The organism is Allobosea sp. (assembly GCF_035999205.1).
GTDB lineage: Bacteria > Pseudomonadota > Alphaproteobacteria > Rhizobiales > Beijerinckiaceae > Allobosea.
In genome coordinates this window covers 451073-472797 of the sequence record NZ_DASYHA010000025.1, presented here as the reverse complement: position 1 = coordinate 472797, position 21725 = coordinate 451073, and the positions used below count along the sequence as shown (strand labels likewise).

The 21725-nt window shown below is 64.8% G+C and carries 22 protein-coding genes; 15 read left to right on the top strand and 7 right to left on the bottom strand.

The annotated features are described in order from the left end of the window. From VGN82_RS17700 to VGN82_RS17675, 6 genes are read left to right on the top strand one after another with little or no spacing between them, the layout of a single operon-like run. Nucleotides 1-1569 carry an ABC transporter substrate-binding protein gene (locus VGN82_RS17700; protein ID WP_327528353.1) on the top strand — a complete coding sequence of 523 codons (1569 nt, stop codon included), beginning with the start codon at nt 1-3 and terminating at the stop codon, nt 1567-1569. A 34-nt stretch (nt 1570-1603) separates the two neighbouring features. After that, the gene (locus VGN82_RS17695) at nt 1604-2608 is read left to right on the top strand and encodes an ABC transporter permease (protein WP_327528352.1); all 1005 of its coding nucleotides are present in this window, start codon (nt 1604-1606) and stop codon (nt 2606-2608) included. Beyond that, nucleotides 2608-3447 (top strand): ABC transporter permease, encoded by an 840-nt coding sequence (locus VGN82_RS17690; protein WP_327528351.1) that lies wholly within the window; start codon nt 2608-2610, stop codon nt 3445-3447. The genes VGN82_RS17695 and VGN82_RS17690 overlap by 1 nt, the downstream gene beginning before the upstream one ends. Before the next feature lie 2 nt (nt 3448-3449). Then, the gene (locus VGN82_RS17685; protein ID WP_327528350.1) at nt 3450-4454 is read left to right on the top strand and encodes an ABC transporter ATP-binding protein; all 1005 of its coding nucleotides are present in this window, start codon (nt 3450-3452) and stop codon (nt 4452-4454) included. Next, the gene (locus VGN82_RS17680; protein ID WP_327528349.1) at nt 4447-5433 is read left to right on the top strand and encodes an ABC transporter ATP-binding protein; all 987 of its coding nucleotides are present in this window, start codon (nt 4447-4449) and stop codon (nt 5431-5433) included. Before VGN82_RS17685 ends, VGN82_RS17680 begins: the two co-directional genes overlap by 8 nt. After that, the gene (locus tag VGN82_RS17675) at nt 5430-6662 is read left to right on the top strand and encodes an MFS transporter (RefSeq protein WP_327528348.1); all 1233 of its coding nucleotides are present in this window, start codon (nt 5430-5432) and stop codon (nt 6660-6662) included. The genes VGN82_RS17680 and VGN82_RS17675 overlap by 4 nt, the downstream gene beginning before the upstream one ends. Nucleotides 6663-6722: 60 nt before the next feature. Here the strand turns inward: VGN82_RS17675 and VGN82_RS17670 are convergent, their stop codons facing one another. The 4 genes from VGN82_RS17670 to VGN82_RS17655 form a co-directional block, all read right to left on the bottom strand. Further along, on the bottom strand, nt 6723-7946 hold the full coding sequence (locus tag VGN82_RS17670; protein ID WP_327528347.1) for an amidohydrolase family protein: 1224 nt from the start codon (nt 7944-7946) through the stop codon (nt 6723-6725). Nucleotides 7947-8025: 79 nt separating this feature from the next. Continuing rightward, a complete protein-coding gene (locus VGN82_RS17665) occupies nt 8026-9600 on the bottom strand; it encodes an ABC transporter substrate-binding protein (protein WP_327528346.1) in 1575 nt (524 codons plus the stop codon). Between the two features lie 27 nt (nt 9601-9627). Then, complete coding sequence (locus VGN82_RS17660; RefSeq protein ID WP_327528345.1) at nt 9628-10539, bottom strand: ABC transporter permease; 912 nt, start codon at nt 10537-10539, stop codon at nt 9628-9630. Further along, on the bottom strand, nt 10536-11456 hold the full coding sequence (locus VGN82_RS17655) for an ABC transporter permease (protein ID WP_327528344.1): 921 nt from the start codon (nt 11454-11456) through the stop codon (nt 10536-10538). Before VGN82_RS17655 ends, VGN82_RS17660 begins: the two co-directional genes overlap by 4 nt. Nucleotides 11457-11667: 211 nt before the next feature. On the opposite strand from VGN82_RS17655, the gene VGN82_RS17650 reads away from it, so the two are divergent. From VGN82_RS17650 to VGN82_RS17630, 5 genes are all read left to right on the top strand, one after another. After that, nucleotides 11668-12654 carry a GntR family transcriptional regulator gene (locus tag VGN82_RS17650; RefSeq protein ID WP_327528343.1) on the top strand — a complete coding sequence of 329 codons (987 nt, stop codon included), beginning with the start codon at nt 11668-11670 and terminating at the stop codon, nt 12652-12654. A gap of 541 nt (nt 12655-13195) precedes the next feature. After that, complete coding sequence (locus tag VGN82_RS17645; protein ID WP_327528342.1) at nt 13196-13510, top strand: ArsR/SmtB family transcription factor; 315 nt, start codon at nt 13196-13198, stop codon at nt 13508-13510. Between the two features lie 28 nt (nt 13511-13538). Continuing rightward, nucleotides 13539-13979 (top strand): SRPBCC family protein, encoded by a 441-nt coding sequence (locus VGN82_RS17640; protein ID WP_327528341.1) that lies wholly within the window; start codon nt 13539-13541, stop codon nt 13977-13979. Between the two features lie 132 nt (nt 13980-14111). Then, a complete protein-coding gene (locus tag VGN82_RS17635; RefSeq protein WP_327528340.1) occupies nt 14112-14864 on the top strand; it encodes a DUF899 domain-containing protein in 753 nt (250 codons plus the stop codon). A gap of 103 nt (nt 14865-14967) precedes the next feature. After that, entirely contained in the window at nt 14968-15678 is a 711-nt protein-coding gene (locus tag VGN82_RS17630; RefSeq protein WP_327528339.1) for a DUF1428 domain-containing protein, read from the top strand. A 108-nt stretch (nt 15679-15786) separates the two neighbouring features. On the opposite strand, the gene VGN82_RS17625 is transcribed toward VGN82_RS17630, so the two are convergent. Next, nucleotides 15787-17028 (bottom strand): SMP-30/gluconolactonase/LRE family protein, encoded by a 1242-nt coding sequence (locus VGN82_RS17625; RefSeq protein WP_327528338.1) that lies wholly within the window; start codon nt 17026-17028, stop codon nt 15787-15789. 310 nt (nt 17029-17338) lie between these two features. On the opposite strand from VGN82_RS17625, the gene VGN82_RS17620 reads away from it, so the two are divergent. After that, the gene (locus VGN82_RS17620; protein WP_327528337.1) at nt 17339-18172 is read left to right on the top strand and encodes a sulfite exporter TauE/SafE family protein; all 834 of its coding nucleotides are present in this window, start codon (nt 17339-17341) and stop codon (nt 18170-18172) included. Between the two features lie 89 nt (nt 18173-18261). After that, entirely contained in the window at nt 18262-18693 is a 432-nt protein-coding gene (locus VGN82_RS17615) for a GNAT family N-acetyltransferase (RefSeq protein ID WP_414644351.1), read from the top strand. Here VGN82_RS17615 and VGN82_RS17610 read toward each other — a convergent pair. After that, nucleotides 18666-18872, bottom strand: a complete 207-nt coding sequence (locus VGN82_RS17610) for a DUF1289 domain-containing protein (RefSeq protein ID WP_327528336.1) — start codon at nt 18870-18872, stop codon at nt 18666-18668. The genes VGN82_RS17615 and VGN82_RS17610 overlap by 28 nt on opposite strands. Then, nucleotides 18869-19723 (bottom strand): adenosylcobinamide-GDP ribazoletransferase, encoded by an 855-nt coding sequence (locus tag VGN82_RS17605; RefSeq protein ID WP_327528335.1) that lies wholly within the window; start codon nt 19721-19723, stop codon nt 18869-18871. The genes VGN82_RS17610 and VGN82_RS17605 overlap by 4 nt, the downstream gene beginning before the upstream one ends. Before the next feature lie 115 nt (nt 19724-19838). Here VGN82_RS17605 and cobT point away from each other — a divergent pair, with 115 nt between their 5' ends. Together cobT and VGN82_RS17595 are read left to right on the top strand one after the other, a co-directional pair. Continuing rightward, on the top strand, nt 19839-20858 hold the full coding sequence (gene cobT, locus VGN82_RS17600) for a nicotinate-nucleotide--dimethylbenzimidazole phosphoribosyltransferase (RefSeq protein WP_327528334.1): 1020 nt from the start codon (nt 19839-19841) through the stop codon (nt 20856-20858). A gap of 147 nt (nt 20859-21005) precedes the next feature. Next, nucleotides 21006-21671 (top strand): hypothetical protein, encoded by a 666-nt coding sequence (locus VGN82_RS17595; protein ID WP_327528333.1) that lies wholly within the window; start codon nt 21006-21008, stop codon nt 21669-21671. Nucleotides 21672-21725: the final 54 nt, after the last annotated feature.

The window sequence follows — 21725 nt, the reverse complement described above, 5'->3', positions numbered from 1 at the left end:
ATGACGACGACACGGAGAGACGCTCTTAAAGCGGTTGTGGGTTCGGTAGCTTTGACGTCGCTCTCATTCGAGGGAGCCCAGGCCCAGGCTGGCGGCAAGTTCGTTTATGCGAATAACAGCCCCTACGATAACCTCGACCCTCACACCATTTTTGACACTGCCCGCGCCGCTTCGCGCTTCAATCTCTATGACGGTCTCTACCGCTGGGTCGACAACCCTCCCAAGATGATCCCGTGGCTCGCGGAAAGCCATACGGTTTCGGATGACGGAAAGGTCTACACGTTCAAACTGCGGCAGAATGCCAAGTTCCACGATGGCAAGCCGCTGACATCTGCCGACGTGGTCTATTCGATCGAGCGGATCCTCGCTCTCAAGAAGGGGCCGGCCAGCCTGTATCTCGACAGCATCAAGCCGGGGTCGACACAGGCGCCCGACGCTCACACGGTTGTCTTCAACCTCAATGGGCCATCCGCGATTTTCCTCACGACTGTGCCCGACATCCTCGTGGTCAACAGCGCGTTGGTGAAGGCCAATGAGAAGGACGGTGATTGGGGCGAGGCCTGGCTCGCACGCAATGAGGCAGGTTCCGGATCTTATGCCCTGCGCCGACACGATCCAGCCGTAGGCTTCACTGCACGCCGCTTCGCCGACCATTTTGCGGGCTGGACCGGCCAACCCTTCGACGATCTGGAATTCCGTACGGTCCTTGAGACGAACACCCGTGTGCTCGGTCTGATCCGCGGCGACTTTCAGGGCGCCGACGGCTACCTTCCCTATGATCAGATTCAGCGGCTCCGGCAGTCGAGCAATGTTCAGATCATCGAGCAGGAATCGATGCGTGTGTTCATCCTGGCGCTGAACTGCACCAAGCCGCCGATGAACAATCCGAACTTCCGCCGCGCGCTGGCCTACGCCTTCGACTACGATGGCTTCATCAAGAGCATCATGAAGGACTCGGTCTCGCGAAATGCGGGTCCGAACCCCAACAACATCTGGGGCACGCCCGCTGGTCTCAAAGGCTACAGCTACAATCTCGACAAGGCGCGCGAGGAGCTGAAGAAGGTGACGGAGCCTCTTCGGCCGATCACCATCAATGCACTGGCCGGATTCAGCGAGTCAGAGCAGGCTGCGACGCTCTTCCAGAACACTCTGCGCCAGATCGGGGTGGAAGTCGTGGTCGAGGTTTCGCCTTGGTCGGTCGTGTCCAGCCGGATGCGCAAGGCCGACACTCAGGCCGATATCGTGCCGCTATGGAAGAGCACCTACTACGTCGACCCCAACAACTGGGTCGGGGAGCTCTACGGCACGCGCTATCACGGCACACGCACCTTCTCGTACTACAGCAACCCCGAATTCGATAAGCGGCTCGATCGTGCGCTCGTCTCGTCTGACAGGGGGGAACGGAGCAAGCTCTACGAGGAGATGACCCAGATGGTGAACGACGATGCCGCCGGCATCTTCGTTTACAACACCCGCTGGTACGGACCTTATTCGAGCAAGGTCGAGGGCATTCGCTTTTCCCCCGTCAGCAACGGCCAGGACATTCGCTGGGCATCCCTCAAACGCTGAACTGTCCTGAATTCATCCAACCGGAGGCATTGCCATGAACTGGCTGTCAATGGTGGCGAACCGATTGCTTTGGTTCGTGCCGACGCTCGTGGGGCTCCTCGCGATCGTGTTTGTGCTGTCGCGCGTGATCCCTGTCGACCCCGCGGTTTTGGCCGCGGGGGAGAACGCATCTGCTGCTCAGGTCCAGCAGGTGCGGGAGCGTTTCGGTTTCGACAAGCCATTGCCGGTCCAGTTCGTGAACTACCTGCGCGACATCGCGCAGGGCAATCTCGGCACAAGCCTCTTCACCCAGCAGCCCATCGTGGACGACCTGGCGTCCCGTCTTCCCGCAACGTTGGAGCTGACGATTTTTGCAGTCCTGATTGCCGGTCTCATTGGGATTCCCTTGGGGGTCTTCTGCGGCTTGCACCGGAATTCATGGATCGACCACGTGCTTCGGGTCGTGACGGTCTCTGGGCTGGCGGTCGCGTCCTTCTGGTTGGCAATGCAGCTCCAGTTTCTCTTCTCCATGAAACTTGGATGGTTGCCGCTTTCCGGCCGCATCGAGGGATTTCCGCCTGAGACGGTGACGGGCCTCATGCTCGTCGACGCGATGATCGAGGGCGATCGCGAGATGATCGGCTCCGCATTCAGGCACATCATTTTGCCGACGCTGACTCTGGCCCTACCTGCGGCGGCCACGGTCGTCCGCTTCACCCGAAACGGCGTCATCGGCGTGATCAACTCGCCGTCAGTGGCCTACCAGACGGCGATGGGGCTGCCTCGTCGCCTGATCGTCTGGAAATATGTGCTTCGCATGGCATTGACTGCGACCGTCACTCAGCTCGGCCTCATTTTTGGGATCCTGCTGGCCGGCGCGGTCGTGGTCGAGACCGTCTTCGATTGGCCAGGCCTGGGTGCCTACGCCGTGCGCTCTATCCTGCAGTCCGACTACAACGCCGTGATGGGCTTTACCCTCTGCACGGGCGCACTCTTCGTCCTGATCAATCTGCTGGTGGATATGCTGCAGGCGGCGATCGATCCGCGGGGTGCCGCCTGATGGATCTCCTGAAACGCTTTGCCAGAGATAGGGCTGCTTTCATCGGGTTGAGCCTGCTGGGCCTTCTCGTGCTGGCTGCTCTTTTTGCGCCGCTATTGGCTCCCTTTCCCAACGATGTTTTTGATTTCCACATCGGGAACCGGCTTCAGCCGCCATCGGCGACCGCTCTCTTCGGCACCGACCGGATGGGCAGCGACATCTTCAGCAGGTTGCTGTTCGGCGCCCGGATCACCCTGATGCTGGCAGGGATCGCTGTCGGCTCGGCACTCGTCATCGGCGTGCCGATCGGCCTCATCGCCGGCTACTACCAGAACTGGGTAAGCGACGCCCTGATGCGGATTGCCGAGATCTTCCTGGCTGTACCTCAGATTGTTCTGGCCATCGCGATCGCGCAGACGCTCGGACCATCGATCGAGAACGTCATTCTGGCGCTGTCTTTGACATACTGGCCATTCTGGGCGCGGCTGGTCTACGCCGAGACGCGGTCCATGCGGAATGAGGTTTTCGTCGAGTCCGCCGTCGCGCTCGGTGCATCGCCCTGGCGCGTCATCGTCCTGCACATCCTGCCGAACATCGCCTCGCCGATCATCGTCCGGACGTCGATCGGCATGGGCGCGACGATTCTCACCGCGGCAACGCTCGGCTTTCTCGGGCTTGGCGCTCCACCCCCAACTCCTGAATGGGGGCGGATGATTGCGGAGAGCCGTGAATTCCTTCCCGAGGCCTGGTGGTACGCGCTCGCTCCAGGCGTCGCGATCTTCCTCACGGTGCTCGGATTCAATCTCTTTGGCGACGGCCTGCGCGACATCCTCGACCCGCGTACGCGGCGCAGTGTCTGATCATGAGCAGTCTTCTCGATATTCAGGCCCTGTCCTTGGGCTTCCGAACCGAAAAGGGCATCGCCAAGGTCCTGGACCGGATCGATCTCAGCGTGAAGCCTGGAGAGATCGTGGGTCTGGTCGGAGAGTCCGGCTGTGGCAAGTCAACGCTTGCTCGGGCGATCCTGGGGACGCTGCCCGAAGGTCAAACCGAGATCAACAGCGGTCATATCCGGCTTGATGGTGTCGATATGCTTCGAGGGAACAGAGAAGCCGAGCACCTACGCGGCCGCGTCGTGACCTTCGTCCCGCAGGATCCCTTTGCTAGTTTCAATCCGCTGTTTCGGATCGGCACCCAGATTCAGGACCTCATGCGCTTCAAGGCACCGCGGGATGGAAGCGGGAAATTTGGCCGTTCACGCAAGGCCGACGAGGCAAGCGCCATCGCCATGCTCGATGCGGTTCAACTGCCCCAGCCGAAGGCCATCCTGAACAAGTATCCTCATCAGCTGTCGGGCGGCCAACGCCAGCGGGTGATGATAGCCATGGCGCTGCTCCCCCAGCCTCGCATGATCATCGCCGACGAGCCGACAACGGCTCTGGATGTTACGGTTCAGGCGCAGATCTTGGGGCTGCTGCGGCGGCTGGCGGTGGAACGAGGTGTCTCAGTCCTGTTCACGACACACGATCTCGGTGCGGCCTGGGAAATCTGTGATCGCATCGTCGTCATGTATGCTGGACAGACAGCGGAGATTGCTCCACGCGAGCAGTTCTTCGCTGACCCGCGCCACCCTTATACGCGGATGCTGCTCGAAAGCCTTCCCTCACCAGGGCGTGACCCTGTCGGGATTCCTGGCGGGGTTCCAAGCCCTCTCAAGGCCCCCAATGGTTGCCGCTTTAATCCCCGATGCCCCCGCGCAACAAAAATCTGTCACGAAAGCAGGCCGGCGCTGACGGCAGGCCCCGATGGTCACGCCATTGCGTGTCACCATCCCTGGTCGGCCAAGGCGGAGGCTGCGCATGTCTGAAGGCAATGATCCCGCGATCCTGGAAGTGGACAACCTGGCCCGGCACTTTCCGGTCCGAGGGTTCCTGAACCGGCAGGTCGGCAGTCTGCGCGCGCTGGATAATGTCTCCTTCTCGGTCGAGCCAGGCGAGATTCTGGGAATTGTCGGGGAATCCGGCTGTGGCAAGTCGACGCTCGGCAAGACACTCATGGGCATTCATGAGCCAAGCGAGGGCGAGGTCCGAATGTTGGGCGAGAGGATCGCCTCGCCGGGCCAGAAACGCGCGGCCAGGATCCGGGCGCGACTTCAGTATGTCTATCAGGACCCCGGCGCTTCCCTCGACCCGCGCTGGACGCTGCGCCGTTCGCTCCACGAGCCGCTGATCATCCACACCGACTGGCCGAAAGAGAAGCGGGAGGAAAAGGTCAGGGAGATCGTCAAGGCGGTCGGACTGCCCGTTGAGCACCTCGATCTCTATCCTCATGAGATCAGCGGCGGGCAGCAACGACGGGTCGGTTTGGCCAGGATCCTGGTTCTTGGGCCAGAACTGGTCATTTTCGATGAGCCCACGTCGGGGCTCGACGTTTCGGTCCAGGCGACGGTGCTGCGGCTATTCCGTGACCTCAAGTCAGAATTCGACCTGACCTACCTCTTCATCAGCCACGACCTCGCGGTCGTGCAGTCGATCTGTGACCGTGTCATCGTCATGTATCTCGGCAGGATTGTTGAGATCGGGCGGACCGCCGAGGTTTTTGCCTCGCCCCGTCATCCCTACACCCAGGCACTGTTATCGGCTGCGCCGCGCATTGGCGGTCCTCGTGTCACCGAGAATTTCTCGCTGCAAGGCGAGCCGCCTGATCCGTCCAATGTTCCCAGCGGATGCCGTTTCCGTACGCGCTGTCCCCACGCGATGCCGGATTGTGCCGAGGTTGATCCGCAGCTCGAGGATGACGACAGCCACGGCGTTGCCTGCCTCCATTGGCGTGAGCTGAAAGCATGAACCTTCATGCCTCTCGGGCCGAAACCGCGCCTGCATGGCAGGTTGCTCTCGCGACGATGGTCGCGGTCCAGATGGCGACGGCTTTTCTCAGCCGGATTCCTCCGACGATCGCGCCTATCCTCGCTGAAGAGCGAGGCTGGTCGGACTCGGTGGTGGGGTATCTAGCCAGCCTCAACACCCTTGGCTCGATCCTCTTCCTCGCCTTGGGCGCTCCCTATCTGCGAGCCCTTGGCTCCGTGAGAGCCCTGCAAGTCGGGCTGCTGATCGGCATCCTGGGGCTGGCGCTCTTTCTGCCAAGCTGGACGATAACAGCCTGTATCGCCGCTCTCCTTATCGGCGTTGGCTACGGGCCGTCATCGCCCGCGGGTAACGATGTCCTGCATCGCACGGCGCCTCCCACCCGTCGCAGTTTGATCTTCTCGATCAAGCAGGCGGGGGTGCCCCTCGGAGGAGTGGTAGCGGGTCTAGCGTTGCCGCCTCTCGCTGCAGCCTACGGTTGGCGCGTCGCCCTCCTGGCCTCGGCGGTCTTCGTGTTTGCAATCATCGCCAGTGTCCAGCCGATGCGGGAGGCGCTCGACCGAGATCGGGAAAGGGGCCTGAAGTTGGGGTTGGGCGTGATCCTCTCCGTCTCGAATCTGGTGACGCCGATCAGGACGCTGACGACGTCCAAGACCTTGTTCCGCCTGGCGGCAGCCGGCGCCTGCCTGGCGATCGGGCAGGGGATCTGGTTCGCGTACCTCATGACGTATGCGGTCTCTAAGCTTGGCTACAGCCTTGAGACTGCCGGAACGCTGTACGCCCTGATGCAGGCGACCAGTGTTGCTGGACGCGTTCTTCTTGGGTGGCTGTCGGACAAGCTGGGTGCGCCGCGAATGCTGTTGCGCTTGATCGGGCTGGCGTCAGGCATGACCTCCCTGACATTGGCGCTGGCAACGCCGGAATGGTCGTTCGCAGCGTATTGTGTCATCGCAGCGGTCGCAGGTGTCACCGTTTCCAGCTGGAACGGGGTCCAGTTGTCCGAGATCGCCCGGGCCTGCCCGCCGAGCCTGGTTCGCGAAGCCTCTGCCGCGGCTACCTTGGTTATCTTTCTTGGCTACGTCATCGCGCCTTCCGCCTTCGCGTTGACTCTGACGATGACGTCTCGTTTCGACATTGGCTTCCTTGCTTGCGCCCTGTCAGGGCTCATCTGCTTTCTCGTGTCGCCGACGGATAGAGACACAAGAAGCTGAATGCCCTGAGATGCAGCGTCGTGCGCGATGTTTCGGCCCTCAGACTGCACGATGCGAACTTTAGGACGTCCGGACCTTGCCTCCCTGCATGACAAGGCGAACGTCTCGCAAAACGGCGAGATCGCTCAGGGGATCGCCCCCCACAACGAGGACATCAGCCGCCAGGCCGGGCTTGAGGCTGCCGGTCTGAGCCTCGATGTCGATGACCTTCGCCGCGTAGCCGGTGGCGGAGACGATGGTTTCCATCGCCGTCATCCCGCCTTCCTGCATCAGCTCCATTTCGAGCGGTAGATCGTCGAAGCGCGTGAACCGCCAGCCGGCATCGGTTCCGGCGACGAAGCTGACGCCGGCCTCGCGCAACTGGCGGAACTGGTAGAGATTCTGGGCCGCGGATTTCTCCCAGCGGGCCAGGAAGGCCGCCTCGGTCTCGGTAAGCGACGGCTTCCCGCGCAGCTCACGGAGAACAGCGCCGCCGACCGCAAGCGTGCCCGTCACCGGAATGCCCGACTTTGCCAGCTTCTCGGCGACGGCCGGCTCATAGACCTGCCGGCCGGTGCGATCGGCGATGAAGCCGGCATGCTCGAGCTGATCGAAGCCAGCCTCGATCGCCATCTCGATCGAACGCGCGCAAAGGCAATGCGCCGTCGCCTTGCGGTCGAAGCGGTGAGCCTCGTCGACCATGGCGTTGAGCTCCTCTTGCGAGAAGGCCGGGTTCCAAGATTGCGTGCCGACAGTGCCGCCGCCGCTCGCCATCACCTTGATGAAGTCGGCGCCGAGCTTGACCATCTCGCGGACCTTCTTGCGGACGCCGTCGACGCCATCGGCCTCGCCGCCGAGATACCAGACATGGCCGCCGGTGATCGTGATCGCCTGGCCGCAGGCGACGACGCGGGCGCCCTCGCCATGGCCGAGCTGCAGGGCGCGGCGGACATCGATGGCCGTGCGCCCCTTGGCGCCGAGATCGCGCAAGGTGGTGATGCCGGCCTTCAGCGCCTTGGTGGTCGCCAGCGCCGAGGTCGCGACCAGCACGCCCTCCGTCTCGCGCACAGCATCTTCGAGAATGGTGCCGTCGCCCGGGAGATTGAGATGGACATGCGTGTCGATCAGGCCCGGAAGGATGGTTGCGCCGGGATAGTCATGGGTCTCGGCGCCCGACAACTCGGCCGGGACGGCACCGGACAGGATCGCCTCGACCTTGCCGCCGGAAACGACCAGTACCGGGTCCTTGACCGGAGCAGTACCGGTTCCGTCGATGAGTTGGGCAGCCTTGATCAGCGTCTTCACGGCATTCGCTCCCGGAGCGTCGTATCTTGATCGGGTAGGAAAAGGGCGGAGCTGGTCGCGAGCAGCTCCGCCTTCAGGCTCAGTCGGCCAGAGAAGCCGCGCCGAGATATTCGAAGCCGCCGCCCGAATAAGTCACGCCGGTCAGCTTCTTCGAGGTCATCACCAGATCGACGTTCTGGCGGATCGGCAGCATCACCGCCTCGTCCATCAGGAGCTTCTGGAGTTCCTGATAGATCGCGACGCGCTTGGCGGAGTCACCCTCTTCGCGGCCCTGCTTGAACAGCGCGTCGAGCTTCGGGTTCGAATAGTGGCTCCAGTTGAAGTACTGGCCTGCAGTGAACCAGCCCGAGAGCGCATCCGGATCGACGCCGATGTACTGCAATGGGGTCAGCGACATGTCGCCGTTGATGTTGGCTGCGAGCCAGGCCGGCGAGGCGAGCAGCTGGACATTGGCCTCCATGCCGACCTTCTGCAGATAGTTCTGGATGGCCTGGGCCAGCAGCGGATAGGAGGTCGAGGTCGAGATGGCGGTCAGCGTCAGGGAAAGACGCTTGCCGTCCTTCTCCCAGAAGCCGTCCTTCTTGGTCCAGCCGCCCTCCTTGAGGGTGGCCTCGGCCTTGGCCGGATCATAGGGGTACATCGTCTCGAGCGACTTGTCGTAGCCGAACATCGAGGGCTGCAGCGGGGTCAGCGAGGGTTGGATCGCGCCGGCCTCGGCGAGCTGGACGACGCCCTTCTTGTCGATGGCGTACTGGATGGCGCGGCGCACAGCGACGTCGTCGGTCGGGAACTTCTTGGCGTTGACCGGGGCGAAGATGCCTAAGCCCGTGATCGGGACCGGGATCGCGGTGAAGCGATCCATCTTCTGCATCGCGTTCCAGTGAACGCCCGGCGTCTGCTGCATCATCTGCGACTGGCCGGCCTGGAACTGGCTGACGCGAGCCTGCGGATTGGTGACGATCTGGAACTTCACTTCCGCGATGTTAGGCGGGCCCTTGTGGCCGACCGAGGCTGGGTTCCAGTTGTAGGCCTCGTTGCGCTTGACCACGAGGCTCTGGTTCGGCTCGTAGCTGACGAAGGAATAGGGGCCGGTGCCGACAGGGTTCAGGCCGAGGTCCTTGCCGTATTTGACGATGGCCGCCGGCGACTGCATGCCGAGATAGGGCACGCCCAACTGCCGCAGCAGCGGCGCGTAAGGCGTCGCACACTTGATGTCGACGGTGTACTTGCCGGTGGCGACCGCTTCCTTGCAGGGGCCGAGCAGCGCGATCGAGACCTTGGCGGCGGTGTCCTTGTTGGTGATGTACTTGATGTTCTCGACGACGGATTCGGCGTCGAAGGCCGTGCCGTCATGGAACTTCACGTCTTCGCGCAGGGTGAAGCTGTAGGTCAGGCCATCGGCCGAAACGGACCATTTCGTCGCCAGCAGCGGCTCGACCTTGAAGTCCGGCGTCAGCCAGACCAGCGTATCGAAGATGTTGACCAGCAACGGGCCTTGGTTGCGGGCACCGGTGGTTGCTGGGTTCAGCGTATCGATGGGTTCGGCCCAACCTACGGTCAGCTTGGCGTTCTTGTTCGGGGCCTGCGCCTGCGCGCCCGAAATGGCGAGGGCCGACAGGCCCGCCAGAAGAAATCCACGAAGTCCTGCGTTCATCGCCATATCCCTCTTTTTTGAGCGGCTTCAGCCGCGATTGAGCGTCGGGTCGAGTTCGTCCCGCAGACCGTCGCCGACGAGGTTCACGCCGACGACGAAGAGCGAGAGGAAGAGGCCGGGGAACACGGTGATCCACCAGGCGAGCATGATGTAGTTCTGGCCGTCGTTCAGGATCGCGCCGAGTTCGGGCGTCGGCGGCTGGACGCCCAGGCCGATGAAGCCGAGCGCGGTGATCCAAAGCGCGGCGATGCCGAGCCAGGTCGTGGTCAGCACGATGATGCCGGACATCACGTTCGGCAGGATGTAGCGCAGGATGATGCGAGGGGTGGATGCGCCGGCGCAGCGGGCCGCCTCGACATAGGGCAGGTTGCGGACCTCGACGGTCGCGCCCTCGACTAGCCGCGCGAAGACCGGCACCAGAATCGCGGCGATCGCGAAGACGCCGTTGACGAGACCCGGCCCGAGGATCGCGGTGACGGTGAGCGCCAGCAGGATGCCGGGGAACGCGAGGAGGAGGTCGATCAACCGCATGATGCCGAAGCCGACCGCCCCGCCGACATAGCCAGCGACAAGGCCGACCGTGGTGCCGGCGAGCGCACCGAGCAGGACCACGGAGAGGCTGGCGAGCATCGTCGTGCGCGCACCGATCAGAACCCGCGCAAGCAGGTCGCGACCAAATGCATCCGTACCCATGAGATGGGTCGCGGTGGGCGGTGAGAAGGTCGCCATCGGATCCTGCGCGACCGGGTCGATCGTGATGAACAGCGGCAAGGCGAAGGCCAGCAGCATCAGCACGGTGCAGATGACGAGGCCCACCGAGAGGCTGCGATGGCGCAGCGCGCGCAGGATGGCAGCCCTGCGCGACCAGCGTCGGCCGGTGAGGGCGGAGGGATCCGGCTCAATGGCGAAAACGGCCGTTTGCTGTGCGTCCGCGCTCATCGCGCCACCCGCGGGTCGAGGACCGGATAGAGAATGTCGACAATGAAGTTCGACAGCGCGTAGATCAGCGCGATCATCATGATCAGGGCCTGCACCGTCATATAGTCCTTGGCCAGGATCGCCTGGATCAGCAGGCGGCCGATACCGGGGCGCGAAAACACCGTCTCGACGATGACAGAGCCCGACAGCAACTGGCCGATCTGAAGCCCGACGATCGTCAGGATCGGCAACAGGGCATTGCGCATGACATGCCAGCCGAACAGGCGCGCCGGAGGCAAACCCTTGGCCCGGGCTGTGACGACATGCTGCTGTGACAGCGCAGTAATGACGCTGGAGCGAATGAAGCGGGCGTTGAAACCCATCGTGCCGAGCGCCAACGTCACCGCCGGCAACACGAGGCCCTTGAACCCGGTTCCGCCGACGACATCGAAGATCGGCCAGACCACGGCGAACATCAGGATCAGCAAAAGCCCTAGCCAGAAGCTCGGGATCGACATGCAGATCAGCGCGAAGCCCATGCCGGCGGTATCCGGCGCACGATTGCGCTTCACGGCCGCAACGATGCCGATCGCCGACCCGAAGAGCAACGAGATCGTCAATGCGGCCAGTGTGAGCTGGGCCGTGGCTGGAAAGCTCGAGGCGATCAGCGACGAGACCGTCTGCTGATTGGCATAGGAATAGCCGAAATCGCCGCGGAGGACCTGGCCGATCCAGACGAAGTACTGCTCGTGCAGCGGCCGGGTCAGTCCGAGCTGCTCACGCAGCCGCGCGATCATCTCCTTGTCGCCCGCGCCGGTGCCCAGCATGGCGATGACCGGATCGCCCGGGATCAGCCGAATGATCAGGAAGGCGACGACGGTGATGCCGAAGGTCAAGGCTATGATGGCGATCAGGCGCTTGAGGATATAGCCGGCCACGAGTCAGCCCATCCCGCCCGTTGTGAGGGATAGGGATGCGGCGAACATCGGACCTGTCGCGGCGCTTCCGAACTGTAACATGATGCTATAACACTCCCACGCGCACCAGCCTTCGTCAATAAGTTCCATGCGGGACCAAGCGAGTATTGGCGCAGGGCGATCGAGCGTGGCGCAGCGGGCTTGCGTGGCAGCGCAATTCGAAAGGCAACGCATGGATTTCACGATCGACAGGACCTTGCCGATCTCGATCCGTCAGCAGCTCAAGGGCTTGATCGAATATGCGATCGCTTGCGGCGATGCGGCACCTGGCGAGCCGTTGCCTTCAGTCAGGGACCTGGCCTCCGCGCTCGGTGTGGCACCGATGACCGTGAGCCAGGTCTATGCCGATCTCAAAGGGCTCGGGCTGATCGAAACCCGCGCGGGCTCGGGCACTTTCGTCGCCGAAAGCGGCGCCGAGCCGCCGCGCGCGCAGGAGGACTTCGCCGCCCTGCACGGCCAGATCGAAGCGCTGATCGATAAGGGGCTGTCGCTCGGATTGCGGAGCTCGGACCTTGCTTCGCTGATCCATGCGCGATTGGCATCGCGAGCGCGTCACGGACGCCGCAAGAGCATTGCGGTCGTAGGCCTCTTCCAGCCGACGACAGCGCGCTATGCCCGGCTCATCGCGGAGCAGATCGGACGTAAGGCGACCGTGGAGCCGGCGACGATGGATCTGATTCAACGCGATCCAGCCGCCCGGTCCAGGATCGCCTCCTCCGATCTCGTCGTGACATTCGTGAACCGACGGCGCGAAGTTGCCAGCCTGCTGCCGGGCGCGCGGGTGTCCGGGATACGCTTTGTTCCTGCCGAGGAAACCCGCCGCGCGCTTGCGGCGCTCGCGCCGGGCACCCGCCTGCTGCTCGTCGCACGCGTTCCGGAATTCCTGCCGATCATGAAGGCGGGGGTCACTCGTTTTGCAGCCTCTCCCGCGCTTCTGAATTTGACAGCAGGAAGCGCCGCCGAGGTCGCATCGCTGGCGGCAGCGGCGGATGTGCTCGTCTATGCGTCAGGGACTGAGGACGTGTTGGCAACCATTCCCCAAACGCTGCCGACGATCGAGTATCGCCACATCCCATACCCACTTGATGTTCAGCGACGGATCGCTTCACTCTTGGATGATGAAGGCGATTTGCCGGGCGTTCGCAGTGCGGCCGGCTAGCCCCGCCTTCGCTTGGCTCGTGAGCGCGTCCTCACCCGGACAATGCCTGTGCCCGTAATGGGCCAGCTTCGGCCGCAGCATCGTCTGTCAAATTAGGTTGCCGGAAGGCCGACGTTCCGCGAGTCCGCAAAGGGCCGCCTTCGACCGTTGGATGCTTCCTGCTGCACCGCCCATCGCCTTATTGAAACGCCGTGACGGGCCCGCTCAAACGGCCGGCGTCTCGCTATTTGGAATCGAGTAACGAGCCGGTCGGCGCCTGATCTGAAGTCCGCTTTCAAGGATTCGTCGCCCACGCGAAGGGTCTGGAGGCGATTGCCGGTAGCGGCATGCCGCTCCGATGCACGCGGCTCACACCCGATTTTCACGGACCTGAACTGTTGAATTGCGGTGCCGAGCTGCACTTGAGGCAACGCTATGCGTCATTTCTCGGCACGCTTCCGACCAACAGCTCTTTTCGCGCTTGACGAGCCAAGCGTGCCTGCATTAACTTAACTCAATGGTTAAGTTTCAAGAGACACAACTGGACCGCACTTTCTCTGCATTGTCGGACCCGACGCGGCGGGCCCTGCTCGCGCGCCTCGAGGGTGAGGACGCCCTGTCGGTCAGCGAGCTGGCGCAGCCTTTCGCGATGTCGCTGCCGGCGGTGATGAAGCATCTCGACGTCCTGTCGGATGCCGGGCTGATCACGCGGACGAAGACGGGTCGCACCGTCTCCTGCCGCCTCAATGCCGATCCGATGGAGGAGGCGATGGGCTGGCTCGCACGCTACCAGCGGTTCTGGACGCAGCGGCTCGACGCGCTGGAGGCCATGCTGAACGCGCGCCGTCGCGACGCTGGTTCGGACGGCAGCGCCTGATCACGCCAAGCGAAGGAAGCCACTCGTCATGGACAAGAAGGTCGAGACCACGCCGAGCCTGACTTTGAAGCGCTGGTTGAATGCTTCGCCGGCAGAGGTTTTCCAGGCCTGGACCGACCCGGAACTGCTGATGCGCTGGTTCGGTCCGGAGAATGTCAGGACGATGGAGGTCGCGGTCGATCCGCGCGTCGGCGGCGCCTATCGCGTCGTCATGCTCGAGGACACCGGCGAGCGGCACGAGGTCTCCGGCGTCTACCAGGAGGTCGTCGAGAACGAGCGGCTGTCCTTCAGTTGGTCCTGGATCACGACGCCCGAACGCGTCTCGCGAGTCAGCGTGAGCTTCAAGCCCGATGGCGAGGGCACGATCCTGACGCTGCTCCACGAGAAGCTCTTCGATGAGCAGGCGGTGCGTGGACACACCCATGGCTGGACCGGCTCGCTGGTCAAGCTGGAGGCGCTGTTCGCCTGAGAACGACGGTACCGGACGGACGGGCGCGCCTCGCGCCGCCCAGATCTCCGCGCTTGCCCAAGCAGACCAAAGGGGGAAACCGCCGGGGCGGTCCAACGGAATGGCCGTGCCCGCACAACGAGGAGACGGACGATGCAGCATCAGGTCGTATCTCGTGACGAATGGATCGCCGCCCGAAAGGCGCATCTCGCCCGCGAGAAGGAGTTCACCCGCCAACGCGACGCGCTCAGCGCCGAGCGCCGCGCGCTGCCCTGGGTCAAGGTCGACAAGGGCTATGTCTTCGAGGGCGCCAAGGGGCGCCAGACGCTGGCCGATCTGTTCGGTGCCAACAGCCAGCTTGTGATCTATCACTTCATGTTCGGGCCTGGCTGGAAGGAAGGCTGCCCCGGCTGCTCCTTCCTGGCCGACCATTTCGACGGGCCGAACCAGCACCTGAAACATCACGACGTCAGCCTCGTCGCGGTCTCGCATGCGCCCTATGCCGAGTTCCAGCCGTTCCGGAAGCGCATGGGATGGCAGTTCGACTGGGTCTCTTCGGCGGGCAGCGACTTCAACGCCGATTTCCATGTCTCGCCGAGCCCGCGGGAGAAGGCTGCCGGGCGCTACGAGTACAACTACGAGATGCACGATGGCGAAGGCGGCGAGATGCCGGGCTTCAGCATCTTCTACAGAAACGACACGGGCGAGATCTTTCATACCTACTCGACCTATGCCCGCGGCGGGGACCTCCTGATCGGCGCCTACAACTTCCTCGACATGATGCCGAAGGGCCGCAACGAGGACGCCATCATGGACTGGATGCGCCACCATGATCGCTACGAGGAGAAGCCGGAGGCGCGCGCCCGGATCATGCCGGTGGGGGCGGTCGCCTCCTGTTGCGGCTGATGAACCTGCCTCGCCAGAGCGCGTTATTCGAACGATCTGTCGTCACCCACCAAGACATGCGGCCGGCGCCAGCCGACCGCATCCAGCAAGGGAGATGGATGCAATGGCTTATGTCGATGGTTTCGTCGTGGCCGTCCCGGCCGCGAACAAGGATGTGTATCGCCAGCATGCCGAGAAGGCCTGGGCCTTCTTCAAGGAGTTCGGCGCGACCCGCATGGTCGAGGCCTGGGGCGATGACGTCCCGGATGGAAAGGTCACGGACTTCAAGGGCGCCGTGAAGGCCAGGCCCGACGAGGTCGTGGTCTTTTCGTGGTTCGAGTATCCGGACCGGCCGACGCGCGACGCCGCCAATGAGAAGATGATGGCGGACCCGCGCATGAAAGCCCTGGGCGAGATGCCCTTCGACGGCAAGCGCATGATCTATGGCGGTTTCGCAGGCCTCGTCGAGGAGGGCAGGCGCGGCGCTATGGGCTATGTCGACGGCATGCTCGCGGCGGTGCCCGACGAGCGCAAGGCCGACTATCGGGCCTTTTCGGCCGAATGCGCGGCCCTGTTCAAGGAGCATGGCGCCTCGCGCGTCGTCGATGCCTGGGGCGATGATGTCCCGGACGGCAAGGTCACCGACTTCAAGGGCGCCGTTAAGGCTCAGGCCGGTGAGACGGTCGCGTTCTCCTGGATCGAATGGCCGTCGAAGGCCGCGCGCGATGCCGGCTGGGGCGGCCTGATGCAGGATCCGCGAATGGCGGCCAAGGCCATGCCCTTCGACGGCAAGCGCATGATCCATGGCGGTTTCGCGCCGATCCTCGACGTCTGAGAGAAGACGCTCCCGTCATCGAACGGAGCGCAGCAATGAAGCAATCCAGGGATCGTACGTCACAGGGTTGCTTCGCTGCGCTCGCGATGACGGGAGCGTGACTGCGGCTCACGCCGGCGCGGCCCCCTGGGTCGCGAGATAGAGCGCGTAAATCGACTGGCTCGCGGCCATGAACAGCCGGTTCCGCTTCGGCCCGCCGAAGCAGATGTTGCCGCACACCTCCGGCAGGCGGATCCGGCCGATCAGCTTGCCCGCGGGATTGAACACCAGCACGCCGCTGTAGCCGACATTGCGCCCGGCATTCGACGAGGCCCAGAGATTGCCCTCGACATCGCAACGCAGGCCATCCGGCCCGCAATGGACGCCGTCGACCATGCAATCGGAGAAGCGCTTGCCGTTGCTGAGCTTGTTGTCGGCGCCGACATCGAAGACGTGGATGTCGCCCTTGCCGCCAGCCCCGGTATCGCCCGGGCCCTTGCCGGTCGATGCGATGTAGAGCTTCTTGAAATCAGGCGAGAAGCAGAGCCCGTTCGGATCGGGCACCTGGGACTCCGGCACGACGAGATCGACGCGTCCGCTCGGGTCGAGCCGGTAGGTGTTGGTCGGCAGTTCGCGCTTGGCGAGCCCGATCCCGGGCGGCTGCCCGAGGCGCGGGTTGATCTTGCCATTGGCATTGCTCGGCCCGCCCGCCGCATCGGGGGCGCCCTCGTAGAGCTGCCCGCCATAGGGCGGGTCGGTGAACCAATAGCTGCCGTCGGGATGGGCGACAATGTCGTTGGGCGAGTTCAGCTTCTTGCCATCGAAGGAGTCGGCGAGCACCGTCGCCGAACCGTCGAGCTCGTAGCGCACGACACGGCGGTTGAGGTGCTCGCAGGAGAGCTGGCGGCCCTGGAAGTCGAAGCTGTTGCCGTTGCTGTTGCCGGAGGGCGAGCGGAAAACGGTGACGCGCCCGTCATCCTCGATCCAGCGCATCTGCCGGTTGCGCGGAATATCGCTCCAGACGAGGTATTGGCCCTGCGCGTTCCAGGCCGGTCCCTCGACCCACAGGCCGCCGGTCCAGATCCGCTGGATCGCGGCATTGGGCTGGGCCAGCCCGCCGAAGGCCGGATCGAGGGTGATGACGTCGGGGTCCCAGAAATAGGTTGTCGGCGCACCGTTGCGGCTGAAGTCGCGCGGTGGCGTGGTGATCGTGGTCGGAGGAGCGGCCGGCGCCGCTGCCGTCTGGGCAAGGACGGGACCGGCAGTCGCGGCAAGCGCTCCGATCCCCGCCGCATGGATGAGGGTTCGCCGGGAAATCGCTGCGGCTTGCGGCGGCATGAGGTCGCAGTCGTGAGCAGATGAGTCTGTCATGCTTTACCTCCCATGATTGTGATTGTCCGGGTCGGCTGGGCCCCGGTTGCTGGTCGTCTTGCTGCTGTCCTTATCTTTTCGTCTCGCGCCCGGGCTGCAGGGCGCGCGGGCGCAAGCCTACAACTCATTGGTGCGGCTGTCTGCGGGCGAGCGCCGCCGCAGCGCCGCTGCAGTGGCGCCCGCTCATGCGCCTGCCGCCGGTGCGCTGGCGCCCGAACGGTGCGCGTCTGCATATCCGCCCCGCCCTGATGTGCTTGCCTCTGGCCCGGAAATCGCACACACGGCCACAACTTCTGTCGGGCTTGGTTATATGTTTGCTGGAATATCCGTCGGGGAACTCGCTTTCCTCGCTGTCTCTCTTGTTGCCGCGGGCGCCGCGACGGGCATTTTGGCAGGCGTTTTCGGCGTCGGCGGCGGTGCCGTCATCGTGCCGATCCTCTACGAGGTGTTCCGCGTCATCGGCGTGCCGGAGGACGTTCGGATGCCGCTCTGCGTCGGCACCTCGCTGGCGATCATCATCCCGACCTCGATCCGCTCCTTCAACGCCCACCGCGCCAAGGGCCTGGTCGATATCTCGATCCTGAAGATCTGGGCGCTGCCTGTGGTGCTCGGCGTCATGGCCGGCAGCTACATCGCCCGTTTCGCCCCGGCCGACCTGTTCAAGATCATCTTCGTGATCGTCGCTTTCGCCAGCGCTCTGCGCCTGCTCTTCGCCTCGGACCGCTGGAAGCTGGGCACGGAGATGCCGGGCAAGATCGTGATGTCGATCTATGGCGCGATCATCGGCGTGCTCTCGGCCCTTATGGGCATCGGCGGCGGCCAGCTCTCGAGCCTGTTCATGACCTTCTACGGCCGGCCGATCCACCAGGCGGTCGCGACCTCCTCCGGGCTCGGCGTCCTGATCTCGATCCCAGGTGCGCTCGGCTTCATCTATGCCGGCTGGCCGAAGATGGACGTGCTGCCGCCGCTCTCGCTCGGCTATGTCTCGCTGATCGGCTTCCTGCTCTTCATCCCGACCTCGATCTGGACCGCCCCGATCGGCGCGCGCCTCGCGCACCGGCTCTCGAAGCGCAGGCTGGAGGTGGTCTTCGGTCTGTTCCTGCTGGTGATCGCCGGCCGCTTCATCTGGTCGTTGCTCGGCTGAGTCGAGGAGGGCGCATCGTGACGCAGGACGTGACGCCCTTCGCCATTCGCGCACTCGCCGTCCCTGATCACGCGGCCCTGGCGGCTTTGATGGCGGAGATGCAGGCGCATTACCGCGTGCCGTGTCCACCTCCCCAGTCGATCCTCGAAGGTCTCGCCAGGCTCCCGCCAGGCGTCGAGATCCTCATCGCCGAGCGGGAGGGGGAACTGCTGGGTTTCGCCTCGGCCTGTGCGATCTATCCCGGCCCCGGTCTCGCCTCGGGCTTCTTCCTGAAGGAGCTCTATGTGGCCGGCGCGGCGCGGGGCGGCGGCATCGGACGCGCGCTGATGCACGCGCTCGCTGAACTGGCGCTGGCGCGCGGTCACAGGCGCCTCGATTGGACGGCCGATGCCGGCAATCCGGACTTGATCCGCTTCTACGAGAGCCTTGGCGCCGCCGCCCAGACGGAGAAGGTCTTCTTCCGCCTGACCGGAGAGGCGCTGGCAAGGACGGCTCAGGGGGCGTCGCGAACCGACTCCTGACCCGGATCGCCGGGCTGCGCCAGCCGTTCCGGCAGCACCGCCATGATCGCCAGCCGTTCGGCTTCGCTGAAACGGCCCCAGCGCGCGATCTCGGCCAGCGTCCGCCCGCAGCCTTCGCAGAGCTTGCGGGCGGGATCGACCACGCAGATCTTGATACAGGGGCTCGAAACGCCGCTCATCTCGCGGCAAGCCCCAGCACCAGCGCGAAGCTGAGATAGATCGCGATCTCGTCGAGCTGCTGCGTCGCCCCCGCCACGTCGCCGGTTTGCCCGCCGATCAGTCGCGTGCAGAGGCGCCTGACGAGCAGCGCATTCGCGGCCGCCATAGCGAAGCTCAGAGCGAGACCCCATGCCGGCAGGCCGAAGGCGAAGATGAGCGCCACCGCAAGTGCCGTGGCGATGACGTAGCCGAGCAGCGCGGTGCGCTCCGAGGGGCGCCCGACCGAGGCGGACGCACCATCGCGGCGAGCCGGCGCCATCGTGGCCAGCAGGTGGACACCCGACAGGCGCGAGATCACGGCAGCGATCATGAACACTCCCGCCGCCGCGAGCGCGCCCGTCCGGTCGAGGATCAGGGCGAGCGCCGCCACCCGCAGCAACAAGGCGAGGCCCATCGCCATCGCGCCATAGCTGCCGAGCCGGCTGTCCTTCATGATCTCAAGTCGTCGCTCAGGCGTCCGTCCGCCGAACAGCCCGTCCGCGCTGTCCGCCAGCCCATCCTCGTGCAGCGCTCCGGTCGTCACGGCCAGCGTCGCGATGGCGAGCGCAACCGAGAGAAGCCCGCCGAGTCCGACCGCCCCGGCGCCGAGCAGCACCAGCGTCGCCGGCAAGGCGATGACCAGCGCGGCGAAGGGCAGGGCACGCGGCACGGTGCGGAAGTCCGGCGCCGCATGCGGGTCCGCCTCGCCCGGCAGCGCCGGAATGGGCAGGCGTGAATAGAAGCGAATGCAGATCGCGGTCGCGACCAGCCAGCCCGGCCAGACCGGTTCGACCTGCCGCGACGGCACCGTCTCTGTCGAAGCCTCGGCCATGCCGGTCCTTGCGTTCCTCGATTGTCTTCCCGCGCCGCAGCCTATAGCAGCAGCGGCGGCCGGCCAGCCATCGCGATTGCGCCGGCGCGTATCATCCGCCGAACGAGACATCGCCATGGCCGCTTCAGGACTTCCCTTCGACGACATCCGCGAACTCATCGCGGCGATGCCCGGCCCGGACATGGCAGCCGCCAACACGGTTCGTGCCCGCGACAAGGAGTTGACCAAGCCGGCCGGCAGCCTCGGCCGCATGGAGGAGATCGCCGAATGGCTGGCCGCCTGGCAGGGCAAGGGCCGGCCGACGGTCGATCGCCCCCTGGTCTGCGTCTTCGCCGGCAATCATGGCGTCGTGGCGCAGGGCGTCTCGGCCTTCCCGCAGGCCGTCACGCGCCAGATGCTGGAGAACTTCGCCGCTGGCGGCGCGGCGATCAACCAGATCTGCGCCGCCTTCGATCTCGGCTTCAAGGTCTTCGATCTCGCCCTCGATCTTCCGACCGGCGATTTCACGCAGGAAGCGGCGCTGGATGAGCGCGCCTGCGTCGCCACCATGGCTTTCGGAATGGAAGCGCTGGTTGGCGGCACGGATCTGCTCTGCCTCGGCGAGATGGGGATCGGCAACACCACTTCGGCCGCCGCGATCTATGCCGCGCTCTATGGTGGCGACGCCGCCTTCTGGTGCGGGCGCGGCACCGGCCTCGATGATGACGGGCTGAAGCGCAAGATCGCCGCCGTCGAGGCCGGCCTTGCGCTGCACCGCTCGCATCTCAAGGACCCGCTCGAAGTGCTGCGCCGCCTTGGCGGGCGTGAGGTCGCGGCGATCTGTGGTGCCATCATCGCGGCGCGTTCGCAGCACATTCCGGTGATCCTCGACGGCTATGTCGTGACCGCGGCGGCGGCGATCCTGCACGCGCTCGATCCGTCTGCGATCGACCATTGCGTGGCTGGCCATCTCTCCGCCGAGGGAGCCCATGCGCAGGTCCTTGCCAATCTCGGCAAGCAGCCGTTGCTGGCGCTCGACATGCGGCTCGGCGAAGGCTCGGGCGCAGCGCTGGCCGCGAGTCTCGTCAAGGCCGCAGCCGCGATCCACTCGGGCATGGCGACCTTCGCTCAGGCGGGTGTTGCGGGGAAGGAGTAACCGCAGACTGCACGAGACGCGAGGTGGGGGCAGTCCGCTGCCTTGCTGGCGGCGAAATTGTGTTGAAACTCTCCCGCCATCGTCCCGGGCCGTGATCGGCATCCGTGCGAGACGGCAACCGGGGCGCAAGAACCACGGGAGGGATAGATGAAGCACGCGAGGTGTTTCGAGCTTGCCGCCGCAGTCGGGCTGCTTGCGTTCGCCGCAGCCCCGGTAGCGGCCCAGACGGCCGCGATGACCTTCTTCGTCACCAGCACAGGCTCCGGCAAGGGCGCCGATCTCGGCGGCCTCGCCGGGGCGGATGCCATCTGCCAGCGCCTCGCCCAGGCGGCGGGCGCGGGCGGCAAGACCTGGCGGGCCTATCTTTCTACCCAGGCAGCCGACGGCGCCACCGCCGTCAACGCCAAGGATCGCATCGGGGCGGGCCCCTGGCAGAACGTCAAGGGCGTCATCATCGCCACCAGCGTTGCCGATCTGCATGGGGCGGCGCCCAATCTCACCAAACAGACCGCGCTCACCGAGAAGGGCGAGCCGGTCAACGGCCGCGGCGACAGCCCGAACTTGCATGACATGCTGACGGGTTCGCAGGCCGACGGCACGGCTTTTGGGCCCGGCGAGGACCGCACCTGCGGGAACTATACGAAGAGTGGCGCGGAGGGCTCTGTGATGGTCGGCCATCATGACCGCAGCGGGCTCGACGACTCGGCCGCGGCGAAGTCCTGGAACATGTCGCATCCGTCGCGCGGCTGCAGCCAGGATGGTCTGCGCAGCACCGGCGGTGGCGGCCTGTTCTACTGCTTCGCGACCAATTGAGGCTGGCCGCGTCCCAAGGCCGAAGGCAGGCGCGGGGCGGCGAGCCACCCCGGC